The 17,261-nt window shown below is 57.2% G+C and carries 16 protein-coding genes; 8 read left to right on the top strand and 8 right to left on the bottom strand.

Features of this window, described 5'->3' with window-relative positions; genetic code table 11:
* Positions 1 to 121: 121 nt before the first annotated feature.
* On the top strand, positions 122 to 1,195 hold the full coding sequence (locus D4100_RS02190; protein ID WP_006318344.1) for a LacI family DNA-binding transcriptional regulator: 1,074 nt from the start codon (positions 122 to 124) through the stop codon (positions 1,193 to 1,195).
* A 32-nt stretch (positions 1,196 to 1,227) separates the two neighbouring features.
* On the opposite strand, the gene D4100_RS02185 is transcribed toward D4100_RS02190, so the two are convergent.
* Positions 1,228 to 1,842 carry a TetR/AcrR family transcriptional regulator gene (locus D4100_RS02185; protein WP_119802860.1) on the bottom strand — a complete coding sequence of 205 codons (615 nt, stop codon included), beginning with the start codon at positions 1,840 to 1,842 and terminating at the stop codon, positions 1,228 to 1,230.
* 198 nt (positions 1,843 to 2,040) lie between these two features.
* On the opposite strand from D4100_RS02185, the gene D4100_RS02180 reads away from it, so the two are divergent.
* Complete coding sequence (locus D4100_RS02180; RefSeq protein WP_119802858.1) at positions 2,041 to 3,255, top strand: MFS transporter; 1,215 nt, start codon at positions 2,041 to 2,043, stop codon at positions 3,253 to 3,255.
* Between the two features lie 53 nt (positions 3,256 to 3,308).
* Here D4100_RS02180 and D4100_RS02175 read toward each other — a convergent pair whose 3' ends face one another.
* The 4 genes from D4100_RS02175 to D4100_RS02160 all read right to left on the bottom strand — a co-directional run bounded on the left by D4100_RS02175 (position 3,309) and on the right by D4100_RS02160 (position 5,610).
* Positions 3,309 to 3,503: a ribbon-helix-helix protein, CopG family gene (locus tag D4100_RS02175; RefSeq protein ID WP_004944384.1), complete on the bottom strand. Its 195-nt coding sequence runs from the start codon at positions 3,501 to 3,503 to the stop codon at positions 3,309 to 3,311.
* Positions 3,504 to 3,574: 71 nt separating this feature from the next.
* On the bottom strand, positions 3,575 to 4,363 hold the full coding sequence (locus D4100_RS02170; protein ID WP_119802856.1) for a spermidine synthase: 789 nt from the start codon (positions 4,361 to 4,363) through the stop codon (positions 3,575 to 3,577).
* Positions 4,364 to 4,400: 37 nt separating this feature from the next.
* Entirely contained in the window at positions 4,401 to 4,856 is a 456-nt protein-coding gene (gene fabZ, locus D4100_RS02165) for a 3-hydroxyacyl-ACP dehydratase FabZ (RefSeq protein WP_006318359.1), read from the bottom strand.
* 259 nt (positions 4,857 to 5,115) lie between these two features.
* Positions 5,116 to 5,610 carry a TIGR00645 family protein gene (locus tag D4100_RS02160; protein WP_006318360.1) on the bottom strand — a complete coding sequence of 165 codons (495 nt, stop codon included), beginning with the start codon at positions 5,608 to 5,610 and terminating at the stop codon, positions 5,116 to 5,118.
* A gap of 646 nt (positions 5,611 to 6,256) precedes the next feature.
* On the opposite strand from D4100_RS02160, the gene D4100_RS02155 reads away from it, so the two are divergent.
* Together D4100_RS02155 and D4100_RS02150 are read left to right on the top strand one after the other, a co-directional pair.
* Positions 6,257 to 8,614, top strand: coding sequence for a TonB-dependent receptor domain-containing protein (locus D4100_RS02155; RefSeq protein WP_119802854.1), 2,358 nt, complete (start codon positions 6,257 to 6,259; stop codon positions 8,612 to 8,614).
* A gap of 107 nt (positions 8,615 to 8,721) precedes the next feature.
* A complete protein-coding gene (locus D4100_RS02150; RefSeq protein WP_119802852.1) occupies positions 8,722 to 9,540 on the top strand; it encodes a heme/hemin ABC transporter substrate-binding protein in 819 nt (272 codons plus the stop codon).
* On the opposite strand, the gene D4100_RS02145 is transcribed toward D4100_RS02150, so the two are convergent.
* Both D4100_RS02145 and D4100_RS02140 read right to left on the bottom strand, forming a co-directional pair.
* On the bottom strand, positions 9,537 to 9,830 hold the full coding sequence (locus tag D4100_RS02145) for an Rdx family protein (protein WP_006318368.1): 294 nt from the start codon (positions 9,828 to 9,830) through the stop codon (positions 9,537 to 9,539). The two genes, D4100_RS02150 and D4100_RS02145, sit on opposite strands and share 4 nt — an antisense overlap.
* 54 nt (positions 9,831 to 9,884) lie before the next feature.
* Positions 9,885 to 11,855 carry a sigma-54-dependent Fis family transcriptional regulator gene (locus D4100_RS02140; RefSeq protein WP_119802850.1) on the bottom strand — a complete coding sequence of 657 codons (1,971 nt, stop codon included), beginning with the start codon at positions 11,853 to 11,855 and terminating at the stop codon, positions 9,885 to 9,887.
* 195 nt (positions 11,856 to 12,050) lie between these two features.
* Between D4100_RS02140 and D4100_RS02135 the strand changes: the two genes are divergently transcribed.
* From D4100_RS02135 to D4100_RS02125, 3 genes are all read left to right on the top strand, one after another.
* Complete coding sequence (locus D4100_RS02135; protein WP_006318371.1) at positions 12,051 to 13,067, top strand: Gfo/Idh/MocA family oxidoreductase; 1,017 nt, start codon at positions 12,051 to 12,053, stop codon at positions 13,065 to 13,067.
* Positions 13,067 to 13,846, top strand: coding sequence for a TIM barrel protein (locus D4100_RS02130; protein WP_119802848.1), 780 nt, complete (start codon positions 13,067 to 13,069; stop codon positions 13,844 to 13,846). Before D4100_RS02135 ends, D4100_RS02130 begins: the two co-directional genes overlap by 1 nt.
* Before the next feature lie 93 nt (positions 13,847 to 13,939).
* Positions 13,940 to 14,863: a substrate-binding domain-containing protein gene (locus D4100_RS02125; RefSeq protein WP_119802846.1), complete on the top strand. Its 924-nt coding sequence runs from the start codon at positions 13,940 to 13,942 to the stop codon at positions 14,861 to 14,863.
* 38 nt (positions 14,864 to 14,901) lie between these two features.
* On the opposite strand, the gene D4100_RS02120 is transcribed toward D4100_RS02125, so the two are convergent.
* The gene (locus tag D4100_RS02120; RefSeq protein WP_119802844.1) at positions 14,902 to 16,119 is read right to left on the bottom strand and encodes an MFS transporter; all 1,218 of its coding nucleotides are present in this window, start codon (positions 16,117 to 16,119) and stop codon (positions 14,902 to 14,904) included.
* 96 nt (positions 16,120 to 16,215) lie between these two features.
* On the opposite strand from D4100_RS02120, the gene D4100_RS02115 reads away from it, so the two are divergent.
* Positions 16,216 to 17,154 carry a LysR family transcriptional regulator gene (locus tag D4100_RS02115; protein ID WP_006318380.1) on the top strand — a complete coding sequence of 313 codons (939 nt, stop codon included), beginning with the start codon at positions 16,216 to 16,218 and terminating at the stop codon, positions 17,152 to 17,154.
* The last annotated feature ends 107 nt before the right edge of the window (positions 17,155 to 17,261 follow it).

The raw sequence follows: 17,261 nt of genomic DNA, 5'->3' as shown, positions 1-17,261 counted from the left end.
ACTAAGGCGTGATATGTGAACGAATAACTTTTTTGGAAATTTGATGGATGTGATCGGGGTAACTATGCGGTGAGGGGGGGGCCTGTTACAATCAGCCCAGAGCAATCACAGGGAACGGATTATGAAGTCGAAAAGCACCACGTTAGAGGATGTTGCCCGTCATGCCGGTGTGTCTTACCAGACGGTTTCACGGGTGTTGAACAAGTCAGCCAATGTCTCTGAAGCCACGCGTCGCAAGGTTGAGCAATCCATTGAATTGCTCAGGTACGTGCCCAATCGCCTGGCGCAGCAGTTGGTGGGCAAACAGAGCCGAACTGTGGGGCTGGTAACGATCTCCCTGGCTCTGCATGCCCCTTCGCAGGTGGCGGCGGCGGTAAAACGTTACGCCAATGCGGAAGGCTATCAGGTGTTGATTTCAATGATTGATGAGAACGTCAATCATGGCATACAGGACTCGATCAACGATCTCAAATCGCAGCGGGTAGAAAAGGTCATCATCAACGTACCGCTGGAGACGACGGTGGCGGAAAAAATTGCCGCGGACAACGATGACATTACCTGCCTGTTCCTCGACGTCGACCCTTACAGTTCCGTGTTTAACGTCTCTTTCAACCCGGCGGACGGCACCCGTGCCAGCGTCAAGTATCTATACGAACTGGGGCACCGCGATTTTGCCTTGCTGGCTGGGCCGCAATACTCCATTTCGGCCAATTTGCGGCTAAAGAACTGGCAGGAGGCGCTGCAGGATTATGGCCTGACGCCGGTCACGGTGCTGCACGGCAACTGGGACGCGCAAAGCGGTTACGCCGGCGCATTGCAGATGTTGCGTGAGACCCCGCATTTCTCGGCGGTGCTGGTGGGGAATGACCAAATGGCGCTCGGGCTGCTAAGCGCCTTCCATCAGAACCAACTGCCGATACCGGGGCAAAAGTCGGTCATTGGCTATGACGATGCTTATGAAAGTGCCTTCTTCTACCCGGCGCTGACCACCGTCTCGCTGGATCTGGATTTACAGGGCAAGGAAGCGGTCAGGAAGGTGCTCAACACCAGCGAGAGCGAGCTGTCGCGCGCGTCATCGATTCTGTCGGCAAAGCTGGTGATCCGTAATTCCACCGGGCCGCGCGAGCATAACGACAAGGACTTGAAGCAGATTGCCGAAGAGCTGCGTCTGCTGGCACAACGCCTGGAGCAGTGATCGCGGCCAGGCGTTGTTCGACATCGGTATTGTCAGGCTCCGGAGTTTGCGTCCCAAACTGCCAGCAAGGCCGTGACGGCGCTATCGATCACCGAATGACTGACGCCGTCGCGCGCCAACGTCGAAACGCCCAGCAGGAAGCTGTCAAACAACGTGGCGATAGCGGCAGCGTCGGTATCCCAGGCCAGTTCGCCGCCGGCAATGCCTCTTTTGATGCAGTGAATAAAACCGTTCAGCGTACGCCGGCGCGAATCGGCAAGCGGTTTCAGCACCGCTGAATGCTCCTCAGCACCGCCTGACATTACGGCCAATGCGACCATGCACCCCTTGGGATGCTGCTCTTCACACTGCATCTTCACCGAGCGGCGCAGCGAGGTTTCAATCGCCACTCTGGGGGGCAGGGAGTCATCCCAGAGCGCATCATTGACCCGCCCATAACTGTTGAGATAGCAGGCTACCACCTCTCTGAACAGCGCCTCTTTCGAACCAAAGGCGGCATAAAAACTGGGCGCGGTAATGCCGCCGCCAATCTGCGCTTTAAGCTGAGCCAGAGAAGTGGCCTCATACCCATGCTGCCAAAACAGATGCAATGCCTGCTGAACGGCCTCGTCGCGGTCGAACCGGCGAGGGCGACCCATTTGTGCCATGACTGACTCCAGGTTTGTAAGTTATATACCGATCAGTATAAATCTTGTTGACACTCAGATGATAGCTCCTTAGCATAATTATACCACTCGATACATAAATCAATTCCAGTGACGTACTGACCGAAATGCACCCTGGCAAAACGAGTGCATTTCGCTGTCGCCCATATCTATACCGATCGATATATAAATGGATAAAGCATGAGCCAAACAACTACCCATTGCAGTGATGCCCGGGCGATCCCCGAGACGGCACAGCGTTTGCCGATTACCGCGCTGCTGGCATTAGCCATGACGGGATTTATTTGCATTGCTACCGAAACACTCCCCGCCGGTTTGCTGGCCCAGATCGCACCCGGCCTGCTGGTGTCACCTTCGCTGGCCGGACAGATGATCACCGCCTACGCGCTGGGTTCGGTACTGGCTGCCATTCCGTTGACGCTCGCCACTCAGCGTTGGCGACGGCGTAACGTTTTGCTGCTGACCATCGCGGGTTTTTTTCTCTTTAACTCGATCACGGCCATGTCGGGCAACTTTGCGGTTACGCTGACCGCGCGCTTTTTTGCCGGCGCGGCGGCGGGACTGGCCTGGAGTCTGCTTGCCGGTTATGCGCGCCGGATGGTGGTGCCTCATCTTCAGGGCAAGGCGATGGCGGTGGCGATGGTGGGCGCACCGGTAGCGCTGTCGCTGGGCGTGCCGCTCGGGACCTGGCTGGGGTCGGTGGTCGGTTGGCGCGCCGCCTTTGGCATTATGTCGCTGCTGTCGTTGGCGTTAATCCTTTGGGTACTGGCAAAGGTGCCGGATTATCCGGGCCAGACGGGGGCAAAACGGATGCCGCTGTACAAGGTGTTGATGAGCCCCGGCGTCAGATCGGTGCTGGGCGTGGTGCTGTTGTGGATGTTCGCTCATAACATTCTCTATACCTACGTTGCGCCCTTCGTTACGCCGGCCGGCCTTGGTGACCGGGTTGATGCGGTGTTGCTTATTTTCGGGTTGGCGTCGTTGGCGGGGATCTGGATCACCGGTCGGGTGGTTGATCGCCACCTGAGAACGGCGGTGCTGACCAGCCTCGCGCTGTTTGCCGTCACCAGCGTGCTGTTGGGCGTGGGGCTCAAGAATGCGGGGGTGATCTATGTCGGCATGGCGCTGTGGGGATTGAGTTTCGGCGGGGCGGCGACGCTATTGCAGACCGCACTGGCGGATGCCGCCGGTGAAGGTGCGGATGCGGCGCTGGCCATGAACGTGGTCACCTGGAACAGCGCTATCGCAGGTGGCGGAATTTTCGGCGGGATCTTGCTTGATCGGTATGGCCCGGCGTCTTTCCCCTGGGCAGCGCTGATGCTTTTGTTGGGTGCACTGGCTATCGCGGCAGCGGCTAAACGGCACGGATTTTCTGTGGGGAGACGTCAGGGCTGAAGCCGGGATTTCAGATGGCGCATTCCGTGCGCCATCCGGTTTCAATCATCGGGTCAGGTGTTATCAACCCGGGGATTGGAATGGGTCGGTTGACTGGGGTATTCCACCTGATGTTTGTGCAGATAGTCCCGTATCAGTTGCCGGATCACCTGCGAAGGGGTGACGTCCTGTTGCAGGCACAGTTCTTCAAGGGCTTTTTTCTTATCCGGGTCGATGAGTATCGTCAGTCGCGCCGTTTTCTTTTCCATGAGGATTCCTCCAGAGGATGATAATCAAATGATAATGGCATACTGGGTAATCGGCCATTTAATTCACCGCTTTAGCTAAAATGCAGTCGCTCAATTTTGCGCGACAGAAAACCCAAATCACAACCAAAGGTCGGGCCGACGGCGGCGGAAAGGCGGCGCAGCAGGCTGAGCGGCGTCTCAAGATGGCCCTGCGTAGCGTAAATAATGACGTTACCGCTGGGTGCCACACAATAAAGAACGGTTTTAAACGCGCAGTGCAAACTGTGATACAGCAGTGTGCCTTCATCGGGGACTTCGTGATAGTTCAGTACCAGCCAGCCCTGAGGCGAAAGGCGAGTGGCGCATTGTTCCAGAAAAGTCCGCGTACCCTGCTGCGGGTCCATCGCGAAGGCGCTGTAGAGATCGGAAAATATCAGATCATAATGCCGCGTGGCGGGAGCCTGCAAAAAATCGGCGGCATCGGCGGTATGCAAGATGACCCTTTCGTCAGTGGGCAGGGTGAAATAACGGCGGGCGACAGACACCACCGCCGGGCGCAATTCCACCACTTCCAGCAGCATGCCGGGGTCATAGGCATGCAGTGCCCGCACCAGGCTACCGCCGCCCAGACCGAGGATCAACGCAGCCGAAGGGGGTTGCCAGGCCACCGCCATCAGCATGGTTTTGATGTAGTTGTGAACCGGCACCTGCGGCGCACTGATGCACATTTTACTCTGCTCGCAAATACCGTCGAAACGCAGGGTACGATAGTCTTTGTAGTCAGAAACAATAATTTCGCCGCAGTGGTCTTCCTCCCGAGCGATCACCTGCCCACGGGGAGAAAAATCAAGGCTATTGAGTAATTTATCAACAATAGACATGGTGGTTTCGCTTTGGCTCCTTTAGAAAACGGGGGGCTTATTTACGGGCGCACATAAATTCTGCAGTGCAAATGCGGCGACCATTGACCGTGGCCAGCCCGGAAAAACGGGCAATGCCGGATCGTTGCCGGACAAAGGCGACGTCCATGCGCAACTGGTCGCCGGGCCGGGCAGTGCGGTAGAAGCGGGCGCGCTGAATGGCCGCAAAGTAATAATGCTCGCCTTGCGACAGCGGGCCGAGAAAGTAGTGGGCCAGCAGACCGGTGCTCTGCGCCAGCGCCTCCACCATCAAGATGCCGGGGAAAACGGTAGTCTGGTGATGGCCGGTCCAAAAGGTCGGCTCATTGGCGGTAATGTTTTTGATGGCGCTTAAGCGCCCATCAGTAATCGACGTGCCGGCGGGCAGAATGCGGTCAACCAGCAGACAGGGGAACCGGTGTGGCAGGATAGATTGAACATCCTGGTACTGCAGGGGATTACCATTCAGCGGCATGATTGATTTTGGATCCTGTCAGCGGGACGAAACCTGGCCAACGCAAGCCTCTGCGCCCGGCGGGAATGTAATGGCATTATAATGTTATTATCATTGAATGCACTAACTGAAAAATCGACAAGACGGGCATTGGTGCCGAATGGTGACAACGTAACCTGGAATTGGCGATGGAAACTGGAATCTAACAGGTTGATATATAGGATTTTTAATGGGATGGAAGGGTGGCCGTCATCAGGATGATGACGGCCAGAGCGGTTAATCAGTGTTTATCACGCGTTATTTTATCGAGGTAACCCATCAGGAAAGCGGAAAGCACGAAGGTGAGATGGATAATCACATACCACATCAGCTTATTGTCCGGCACGTTCTTGGCATCCATAAATATCCGCAACAGGTGAATGGAAGAGATCGCGACAATGGATGCGGCTACCTTGCTCTTCAGTGAAGTGGCGTCCATTTTCCCCAGCCAGCTCAACTTTTCTTTGTGCTCGCTGATATCCAATTGCGAAACAAAGTTCTCATAGCCTGAGAACATCACCATGACCAGCAGACCACCGACCAGCGCCATATCGATCAGCGAAAGCAGGGTGAGCACCAGATCCCCTTCGGTTATGGAGAAAATGTTCGGCAGAACATGCAGGATCTCCTGGAAGAATTTGATCGACAACGCCACCAGCGCCAACGACAAACCAAAGTAAACCGGGGCAAGCAGCCAGCGAGAGGCATACATAGCGTTTTCTATAAAGCGTTCCATAGTCATCTGAGTTTGTTACCAAAAGAAGGAGCACAGTATAGCTCAGGAGGCCCGGAGGAAGGCAAGTCGCGGTACATCGCGCAACTGCACTCGCGCGAAATATCCCACCAAGGCCGGGTATGTTATTGCGACCAGAGAACGACATGGAAAATTCCCTGAATGGAAAAGCAAACGATGAGATAGTGAACGCTTGGTTAAAAACCAGAAAAAAAACCCATTTGGCAAATGGGGTAAAAGGATAACTCTAACTTCTGTTTTCCCATTCAGAGTGCCGGGTTTTTATGCCACCTGTATATATAACAAAATCCTAAATTTTTAAGGGTGAGATAGCAGGCGATATTTACCGAGTCCCCCCAAAACCCCCTAAGGCACTAGAGCTATTCGTTCCCCTTGTGTCTCTTCTTTCGCTGCCTGACCGCTTTGTAAGGATTTCGTAAGCGGCTCGGAAATTTCTCGGCAATAGATTTAATAGGGCTTTAATGATATTGCTTATGATAAGCATTAGCATTAATATGCATTTTATTAAGTCTACGCAGAAAGACCCTTCTTATAAAATTGTTAATTTTCGTTAATACCCTTGATCCCGATTAATTACCGGGGCGAAGCAACTGCGAGCGAATACCAATAATTATTGCAGGGTTAACACATGTGCAAAACTTTTAATTACCAGGGAATTATCGGGCATTCCATCCTATGGGGGACATTGATCACCAACTCCCTTAACGCTAATGCTGAAATAAATAAAACGCCATTAGAAAAGACCACGCAAAATGAAGAGGAAATAACGGTTGTCGCGCCCGTTATTGAAAAAAAGGCCGGGACAATAACCACGATTACCGCGCAAGACATGCAGAAAAAAGGGGGTAACGATTTCGGTTCGATAATGCGTTATGAACCGCTGATTAGCGCCACTGGCGTCAGTGGGGGATCGTCCTCGGGGAAAAGCGGTTTCGATCGCAGCGGTTACACCGGTTATAACATTCGCGGCCTGGAGAGCAATAGAGTCGGCCTGGATGTCGATGGCATTCCGCAGCCAGACGCCACCGGGCGCAGCTATGTCAGCCGAGCCGGCCTTAATACCTTTGGCATCGGCAGGGACTATATCGACCCTTACATGTACGGGCAGGTGGAGATCGAATCGGGAGCGACCTCGATTGAGCGCAGCAATACGTCTATCGGCGGTGCCGTTTCGTTTTCGCCGAAGTCGGCAGATCAATACCTGTCGCCGTCCAAACAGACTTACTTTGGGTACCAGAGCGATTACGACTCGTCCAACCGCAGTTGGCACAACGGCATTACCGCCGCGGCGGGCGATGAGCAACTTCGCGGGGTGTTTGTTTATAGCCGCCGTGACGGGCAGGAAACGCGCAACAACAGTGGCACTCACCAGGCTTACCCGGCCAACTGGCATTCCAATGCGCTGATGGCGTCCGGTATCTGGCAGCCAAGTGACGAACATAAACTCACCGGTACGGTGGATTACTACGATAAAGTCAACCACACCCATTACGACAGTTGGAACTCGGCCGGCAGCGCCATCCTGGGTACCGCTCAGCAGCAGAGCAATACGCGCCGTTGGGGCGTGAGCCTGAAAGATGAATGGACGCCGTACAATGATTTCGTCGATACCCTGACATCAAAAGCCTATTACCAACAGACCCAGGCGCATGACAACACCTACATGCCCACCAGCACCGGCAGCATGGAGCGGGTTTACTCCGACTACAACGTCAATACCTACGGCTTTGAAACGCAGATAGCCAAAACTCTGGGTCGCCATACGCTGAGCGGCGGGCTAAACGCGAGGTTAACCGATACCGAGCGGCCATTCCGTGAAGAGCCGGCACCCAGCGCGTTCACGGCCATCATGCAACCGGAATCAGACAGCCGCAGCTATCTGTTGGGCGGTTTTGTGCAGGACAAGATCCAATTTGATCTCGAAGGGCACGGTTTTGCCGTGGTGCCGGGCGTGCGCGTGGCTCACCAAAACACCAAGCCGCAGAACCTGACCAGCCTGACCACCGGCAGCACGGTGCTGACGGAGTCCGAGCTGGAAACCTTGTACGGCAAAAGCAACACCGACACCCAGATATTGCCGTCTCTCAGCGTCGAGTACGATATTACGCCGGCGCTGATGACCTATCTGCAGTACAAGCGTGGCGTGCAGTTCCCGAACGCCAGCCAGCTTTACGGCTCATGGAACCTCGGTTCCAGCTATGCGGGCACGGCGCAGTATGCGTTGATCGGCAACGCCGATCTGAACACCGAGACCAGCAACAACCTGGAATGGGGCGTGAAGGGAGAGGTTGTGGAAGGGGTGACAATGCGCACGTCGCTGTTCTACAACACCTATAAAAACTTCATTGCGTATACCCGTTATCAACGGGCCGGCAGCCCGGACAAGTTCACCAATGTGCCTTCCAATATCTACACCATTTATCAAGCGGAAAACCGCGATAAAGCCTATATCTACGGCGCTGAAATCAGTACCAGGCTGAATTTTGGCACCTGGTTCGAGCAGGTTAACGGGCTGAGCGCGAATTTTGCGCTGGGATATAATCAGGGCAAATCCAAGTCCAGCTATTCCGGCGATAAATATGTCGATATCGACAGCGTAGCGCCAATGAAAGCCATCGTGGGCGTGGCGTGGGATGATCCGGCGAAACGCTACGGCGCGGCGGTGACGGCAACCTTCGTCAAAGGCAAGCAGGCGACGGCGACCAACCGTGAAAGCTACAACAACGCCAGCGGCAGTACGCTCACCGACGCCACCACGGAATATCTGCGCGTGCCGGGTTACGGCCTGGTGGATATGTCCGCCTATTGGCAGGTTGCCCGCAATGTGAAACTGAGCGGCGGCGTGTATAACATCACCGACAGGAAATACCGCGATTACCTGAGCAGCCGTGAACTCACGGATTCAACCAATCAGGATGCCTACGATAATGCACTGGCCGTCATGCCGGGAAGAACCTTCCAGCTTGGCGTCAACGTGGATTTCTAACTACTGCATGTTGATCAAGCGTTAACGCTCATGCCGCCTTTCGTCAGTGAAGGGCGGCTGTTGCGCTTTAATGAGGCTGACCCTTCCGCTCTTAAAGGAGACTTCGGATGAAATTATGGGTTATCGGGTTACTGGCACTGCCGTTTTCGGTATTTGCCGGCGAACGTACGATCTCGATTGGCGGAGACGTCACGGAAATTATTTATGCTCTGGGTGCCGGGCAAACGCTGGTCGCACGCGACAGCACCAGTCAGCAGCCGCCGCAAGCCACGGCATTGCCGAATGTCGGTTATATGCGCCAGCTCAACGCCGAGGGGATCCTGGCGATGAAGCCTTCTTTGGTGATCGCCAGCGAACTGGCGCAACCCTCTTTGGCGTTGCAGCAGGTCGAACAGGCTGGGGTGAAAGTCGTGACAGTGACGGGTAAACCCGAACTAAGCGCGATCGACGAAAAAATCGCCGTCATTGCCGCCACTCTGGGGCGTGAAAACGAGGGGAAAGTCCTGCAGGCCAGGCTGGATCGTCAGATCGCCGCCGTACCTACTCATCGATTGCCGGTTAGGGTGCTGTTTATCATGGCGCATACCGGCATAACGGCAATGGGCGCCGGTAGCGGTACCGCCGCAGATGGTGCGATTCGCAGTGCCGGGTTGGAAAATGCCCTGGCTGGCGTGGCGCGCTATCAGTCGCTGACTCAGGAAGGGCTGGTCGTCGCCGCGCCGCAATTGCTGGTGATAGGCAAGGCCAGCCTGCAACGGATGGGCGGAGAAGCGAATGTCTGGGCACTGCCGGGGTTGGCGTATACCCCCGCGGGCAAACAGCGGCAATTGCTGGTGATTGATGACAACGCCTTGCTGAGTTTTGGCCTGGATATGCCTACGGCCATGAGGCAACTGCGTCAGGCGGCCCAGGCCGTCGAGCCTTAACTTTTAACGCCTTTGTTGTCCACGTGACCTAATGGCCGCTCGGGAAAGCATCGATCGCGCAAACGCTGTTTGAGCGCTGCCGCGTCGGGGAAGCCGCCTTCGATTTTGCGATCCCAGATGACGAAGCCATCCACGGTGATCTCATAAATGCCGCCGGTACCGGGAACCAGCGTAACGGCGGCCAAATCGGTGCTGAAGGTGTGAAGCAATTCTTGCGCCATCCACGCGGCGCGCAGCAGCCAGTTGCATTGCGAACAATAGTGAATGGTGACGACAGGGGACGTTTTCATTGAGCGGACCTGGGCGGTAAGATTTCCTCATCATCGAATGCCGCCGCAGCCCTGTCAAGCCGGCCGCTCAGGGCGCAACAGGGTCAAATCGATCTGCCATTTATTGATTTTATTGTACAGCGTGGTGCGCGATAGCCCGAGCAGCCGCGCGGCCTGCCGCAGATTGCCGCCACTGGCTCCAATCACCTGCATGATATGGGTCCGTTCGTTATCTTCCAGCCTGGCTGAAGGGGCTGCGTCAGGTTCAGTGCAATCACGAGTGATTTCCTCCGGCAGATCGCCCACGTCGATCTGCAGCCCTTCGCACAGGTTCACCATTCGTTCCACCAGGTTTTCCAGTTCGCGCACGTTGCCCGGCCAGCGCCAGGCGCTAAGGCAGGCCATCGCCTGCGGTGATACCTGCGGCGGGATCTTTTTCATGCGCGTACAGAGTTTGTGAACAAAGCCGTTAACCAGCCCGACGATATCTTCCCGTCGTTCTCGCAGCGGCGGAACCGAGAGGGAGATGACGTTCAGGCGGTAATACAAATCGCGCCGGAAAGCGCCTTTTTCCACTGCCAGTGCCAGATCGCAATTGGTGGCCGCCACGATGCGCACGTTGACCTTCACCGGATGGGTGGCGCCGACCCGCAAGACTTCACTCTCCTGCAGCACGCGCAGCAGGCTGGTTTGCGCATCCAGCGGCATTTCGCCGATTTCATCGAGCAGCAGGGTGCCGCCATCCGCCAGCTCAAATTTGCCGGCGGAACCGCCACGGCGCGAGCCGGTAAAGGCGCCATCCACGTAACCGAAAAGCTCGCTCTGCACCAGATCGCGCGGCAAGGCGCCGCAGTTAACGGCAACGAAGGGCTCGTTGCTGCGTGCGCTGCCGTTGTGGATCGCCTGGGCAAACAGCTCTTTGCCGGTGCCGCTCTCGCCGGTAAGCAGTACGGTGCTGTCGCTGCGGCTGCTGGTGCGCGCCTTGGCGATGGCTTCCCGTATGCGGCTGGAATGGCCGTAAATCATGTCAAAGGTATAGCTGGCGCTGATGCCCATCACGCGGCGGGTGATAGCGCGAATACGCTGGTTCTCCCGTAGGGAGAGCACCCGGCCGTCATCCGGTGCGGGCATCAGTGAAATCACGCAGGAGAGGGCCGGCTTGCCTTCGGGCATAAAGACCATTTCACGATCGTTGCAAAACGGCATGGTCAGCAGCGAGCCGGACTGCGGGCGCAGCAACTCGTCGAGGGACAGGTCGCCAGGCTCCAGTCCGTCAAAAATCTGGCGTGCATAACGGTTGACGGTTTTCAGCCTGCCGTGGCGATCGCAGACAATAACGCCTTCATTCAGCGTTTCCAGAATGGACTGTTGCTCCGCCAGCAGCCGGCGCAACTGCAGCTGTTGGCCGACGGCCTCCGCCGCCGCCTGTACCGTGCCCAGGGTGTGGGCGTTGAAGTTATCCGGCGTGGCGGTGAGCGTCAGCACGCCGATCATCACACCCTCGGCGTTACGCACCGGCGCCGCCGCACATTGGCGATGGCGCTGACGCAGAGCCATTTTCCAGTTTTCACCGCTTAACACATATACCAGGCGCTGCTCTCGCAGGCAGCGTGCGGTGCAGTTGGTGCCCTGAACTTCCTCGCGCAGAATGCTGCCGACCGGCGTCAAATCCGCCCCACAGTAATGGAGGGTGACGCCGTTGGCGTCGGTCAGGTTGATGTGGCCGTCAGGGTTGTAGGCCAGCAGGTTTTCCATAATGCTGTGCGCCACCTTAATCAGCTCGCTATTTTGCGCCAGAATCGCCTGCAACTTATCTGCCGGCGGCGAGTGATACACGAATTCCTCGGGGTCAATGCCGTTTTCGCGCGAACGCTGCCAGGATTGCAAGATCGACTTGCGGATCCAGCCGGGTTGCCCACCCTCGTTAAACGCCTGCCAGCCTTGCCAAAACAGGCTGTCCCATTCACCGGCCTCCGGGCCTTCCGGGAGGCTGAAAATCGGGTCGCTCTCATCTTTGATCGGCATCAGTCCGGCGGCAGTGTGCATGCGGTTCTCCAGTTTGGAATGTAATGTTCATTTTATTGACATGTGAAATTGACATGTCAATTTAGTTGTCACTCTGTTGTGACTATCTGTGCAGCGCCTCACAAATTCCCCGCTTTTCGAGCTGGCATCTCCTTTGCAATACCCACGGTGAACTCCGTAGCCCGACAAGGGCGTTAATCCACATAAGGAATCACTATGAGTCATTCACCCCAAAACTTGCGCGTTGGTCTGATTGGTGCCGGCCGCATGGGCAGTTTCCATGCGGAGTCATTGGCGCGGCGCGTGCCGGGCGCCGTTTTGGCCGCTGTGGCCGATCCGCTGCCGGGCGCCGCGCAGCGGTTGGCGGACAGGCTGGGCGTCAACGCCTTTAGCGATTTGCAGAGCATGCTGGATGACAGCGAAATTGAGGCGGTAGTCATTGCCTCCCCGGCACGTACCCATGCGGAATGGGTGATTGCCGCCGCCCGGGCCGGTAAGCATGTGTTCTGCGAAAAACCTATGGCCATCACGCTGGAAGAGGCGGATCGGGCCATCGCCGCCGCAAAACAGGCGGGCGTCGTGCTGCAAGTGGGGTTTAATCGCCGCTTTGTCAGCGGCTTTGCCGCCGCCATTGCGGCCGTAAAGGAGGGGGAGAATGGCGTTACCCAGCTTTCCCGATCGGTAACGCGCGATCCGCAGTTGCGCGATCCGGCGCCGATCCCCGCCTGGACCATTTTTTTGGAAACGCTGATCCACGATTTTGACACGCTGTTGCACTTCAACCCGGGTGCCCGTCCGGTTGAGGTGTATGCGCTGGCGGATGCGCTGGTGCGCCCGGACTTCAAGGATAAGGGGCTACTGGACACCGCCGTGGTGACTATCCGTTTTGATAACGGCGCTATCGCCACCGCAGAAGCCAACTTCCAGGCGGTCTACGGCTACGACGTGCGCGGCGAGGTGTTTGGCAGCAAAGGGATGCTGCAGGCGGGCAATATCAACCTGAATAACTGTGTGCGGTATCACGCCGGCGGCATCGCCATCGAAACCTCGCGTCAGGATACCGATCTGCTGCATGACGCTTATGTGGCGGAGTTGACTGAATTCGCCCGCTGTGTCCAGCAGAGGGAAACGCCGCGCGCGACCGGACAGGACGCCCGCAATGCGCTGGAGATTGCATTGGCCTGTATCGAATCGGTGAAACAGGGCAAACCGATCAAGCTGGGGGGACAATAATGGCCGGATATCAGCTGTCCGTGTGCGCCGAGATGGTGTTTCTCGATCTGCCGTTTGTTGAACGGGTAGCGCGTATTCATGCGCTCGGCTTCGGCGTCGAGATCTGGAACTGGGAAAACAAAGATCTTGATGCGCTGATTGGTACCGGCGCGCGTTTTACTTCGATGACCGGTTATCTCGCCGGCAACCTGACCGACGATGAGGATATCTCCCAACTGTTGCAAACGGCGGAACGGTCGCTCGCCATCGCGCAGCGGCTGAACTGCCCCAGCCTGAATCTGCACGGCACCGGCCTGGATCCCAAGGGGTTGCCGGTGAAGCCGGTAGAGGTGGTGACCGGTGCCATGTGGCTGAAGGCGGCCGATACGCTGGGCAAACTGGCGCAACGGGGTGAGCGCGCCGGCAAGGTGTTCACGCTGGAAAACCTCAACCTGGCGCGGGACCATCCGGGCACGCCCTTTGCCAAAGCCTGCGACACGCTGGCCTTGGTTGAGGCGGTCAACAGCCCTGGCCTGAAGATGAACCTCGATCTTTACCATGCGCAAATCGGCGAGGGTAATCTCATTGAGCTTATTCGCCGTTGCGGACCGGCGATCGGCGAAATCCAGGTGGCCGACGTACCGGGGCGACAACAGCCGGGGACCGGTGAAATCAACTACCGGGCCATCGCCCGCGCGTTGGACGAGATCGGCTATCGGGGCGTAGTGGCATTGGAAGGATGGGCATCCGATGACAGCACCGCGGCGCTGCAACAGTTCCGCGACCATTTCATTTTATAACCGCAGTAAACCCGGGCAGTGGTCTGTTGCCCGGGATAAAGAGTGATGCATTGATTTTAATAATAAATTTATCTCAACCTACAGGATGACATCATGAAAATCAGAAGCTTGCCGTTGATATTGCTTAGCCTGTTTCTGGCCTTTGGCGCCCAGGCGAAAACCTATAAGGTCGGCGTCGCGCTGGCCAATTTCGATCTCAACTTCGTGTCCATTTTACGCTCGCAAATGGCGAGCGAGCTTAAGCGCTTGAACATGGACGGCCAGTTTGTCGATGCCAAAGGCGACGTGGCGCTGCAAGTACAGCAGGTGGACGACTTTATCAACCTGGGGGTGGACGCCATTATCCTCAACCCGGTGGATACCCAGGGCGTGAAGCCGATGATGGATGCCGCCGAGCGGGCCCACATCCCGCTGATTTTCGTCAACCGCAAACCGGAAGTTAAGCTGGGTAATGCCATGGCGTATGTGGGATCGGACTCGGCGGAGGGGGGCAAGTTGCAAATGGAGGCGCTGGCGAAACGGATGAATTATCGCGGCAATGTGGCGATCCTGATGGGGGCCCTGTCCAACGAAGAGGCGCGCGAACGTACCCGCGCGGTGGAAGAGGTGATCGCCAAGTATAAGGACATGAAGGTACTGGAAAAGCAGACCGCCAAATGGCAGCGCAATGAAGCGGTGGATGTGGTGTCCGGGTGGTTGCTGAACGGCCGACCGATCGACGCTATCGCCGCCAATAACGATGAAATGGCGATTGGCGCCATCATGGCGCTGAACCAGGCTAAAAACAAAAGCATCCTGGTGGCGGGCATTGACGGTACGCCGGACGGCCTGCAGTTTATTAAAAACGGTGGCATGGTATTGACCATTTTCCAGGACGCCAAAGGGCAGGCAACCGGGGCGGTGCAGGTCACCAAGGCGCTGCTGGAAAAACAAAAGACCGAGGCTTACAACTGGGTGCCTTATAAAACCATCACTCAGCAGGATCTGGCGGAGTTTGTGGCCGCCAATCAACAATAGCCGCAGGATCTGCGGCTATTGTCGGATGGTTTCATTACTCAGGCGACGGTGCGCGGGGTGCGCTTGGCCAGCATTCGCAGCGCCAGGCCGCCCGCCGCCGCCAGCGTGGCCAGCAACACCACGCCAGGCCAACCGGCGCTTTCGAGGACTTTGCTGCCGAGAGCGGCACCGCTCGCCATACCGATAAACACCAGGGTAAACAGGATGGCATTCAGGCGGCTGCGGGCAGCCGGGTTGATGGCGTAAATAATGGTCTGGTGCGCCACCAGCGTCGCCTGGATACCGAGATCAAAACCTACCGCGCTCAGCGCGATGAGCGCCAGCTGTGCGGGCAGCGGAAGCCAGGGCAGCAGAAACATCAGAGCGAATGAACACACCACCATGGCGGCGCCGATTTTAGTGACATAGTCCGGCCCGTGACGATCGGCCAGCATGCCCGCCAGGGGGGCGGCCAGCGCACCGGCCGCGCCTGCCAGCCCAAAAGCGCCGGCTACTGCGCTGCCAAGCTGATATTTTTCCGCCAGCATGACCGCCAGCGTCGACCAGAAAGCGCTGAACGCGACCGACAACAAGCCCTGAGCCAACGCCGCACGTCGCAGTTCCGGGTAATCGGCCCACAGTTTCCCCAATGAGCGCAGCAGCGCCGGGTAGCTCAGCGTGGTATTGGGTTTAAAACGCGGCAGTACCGCGCCGATCGTGAGGGTGATGACCAGCACCCCCAATGCCGCCAGCATATAAACGCTGCGCCAGCCGAAATATTCCGCCACCACGCCGCTGAACACGCGCGAGAGTAAAATGCCGGCCAGCAACCCGGTCATCACCGTGCCCACCGTTTTGCCCCGGTTGGCGTCTGAAGCGAGTGTGGCGGCCGCCGGGATAATGTCCTGCGCCACCGTAGCGGCCAAACCGACAGCCAGGCTGCTGAGCAACAACAATGGAAATGAAGAAGAAAAACCGCACAGCAGCAGGGTGAGTGCCAGCAGCACGCCTTTTATCCGAATGATCTGGCGGCGATCGTGACGGTCGCCCAGCGGGGCCAGCAGCAGGATGCCCAGCGCATAGCCCGCCTGGGTCAGCGTGGGCACCATGCCGGTATCACTGACCCCGGCGTGGAACGTATCGCCCATAATGCTCAGCATCGGCTGGCTGTAGTAAATGGACGCCACGCTCAGACCGGCACCGGCGGCCAGCAGGAAAACGATTTTGGCGGAAAGCGCAGGGTCAGGCGCGGTGGTAGCTGATGAAATCAGGCTCATGATGGTTATCCAGAACGAGTAAAGTGGAGCTATTCTTGCCAGTTTTCGGCGGAAACTGTAGCCCCAGTACAGGTAAAACTGTTATACGTAATACGTATGAATAAAAATCCATTTCCCAATGGCGACCGTATAGCCATGCTGCAAACTCTGGTACGCATTGTCGACAGCGGCAGCCTCTCGGCTGCGGCGGCGCAAATGAACACTTCGCAGCCCACCATCAGCCGGCGTCTCCAGGTGCTGGAGCAACTGCTTGGCGTTAAATTAATCCAGCGTACGACTCACGCCATGAAGCTGACGGACGACGGCGAGCGTTGTTATCAGCACGCACGCAAGCTGATTGAGCACTGGCAAATCATGGAGGATGAACTGCGCGGCGTGCGTGATGAACCCGTGGGCGTATTGCGGGTGCGCGCGCCGCATGCCTTTGGCCAGGATCAACTGATTGGCCCCTTGGGGGATTACCTGCAACGCTATCGTCAGACCAGCGTGGAGTGGACGCTCAACGATCATTCACCCGATTTCATTCCAGAAGGCGTGGACTGCGCGATCCACGTCGGTGCGGTGACCGATCCTTCGGTGGTCGCGGTGCTGCTGGCGCAGGTACCGCGCATTGTGGTGGCCGCGCCTGAACTGCTGGCGCGCCATACGCCGCTGGCGCAGATCGGTGATTTGGCGCAGTTGCCCTGGCTGGCGCTAAACAGTTTTTATCGCAATGAAGTGACGTTGACGCATACCGCCAGCGGCGAAGATTTCCGTTTTGACATCGTCCCCAGGCTGAGCACCGACAGCCTTTATGCCGTGCGCAAGGCGGCGCTGAACGGCGTGGGGGTGGCCATGTTGTCGTCCTGGGTGGTCAAACAGGATCTGGAGCAGGGGCTGCTTACCCCGTTGATGCCGGACTGGCACGCTGCGCCCTTGCCGATTTACCTGCTTTACCCCTATGCCAGTTATTATCCGGCGCGGTTGCGTAAATTCCTTGAGCTGATGAAAGAGGTGATGCCACGCATCACCGGCGCACAGGCGCCACTGCCGTGAGGGCGACGGCCTGGTAGGCTCCACAGCGGAATAGGTCGTCAGCGGGGCGATAAACAGCGTAAATGTAAAGTTTCTGCGGGCGGATTCAACCTGATTGGCGAGAGTAT

The organism is Serratia inhibens, from assembly GCF_003591175.1.
GTDB classification, from domain to species: Bacteria; Pseudomonadota; Gammaproteobacteria; order Enterobacterales; family Enterobacteriaceae; genus Serratia; species Serratia inhibens.
This window is presented reverse-complemented; position numbering and strand designations above follow the sequence as displayed.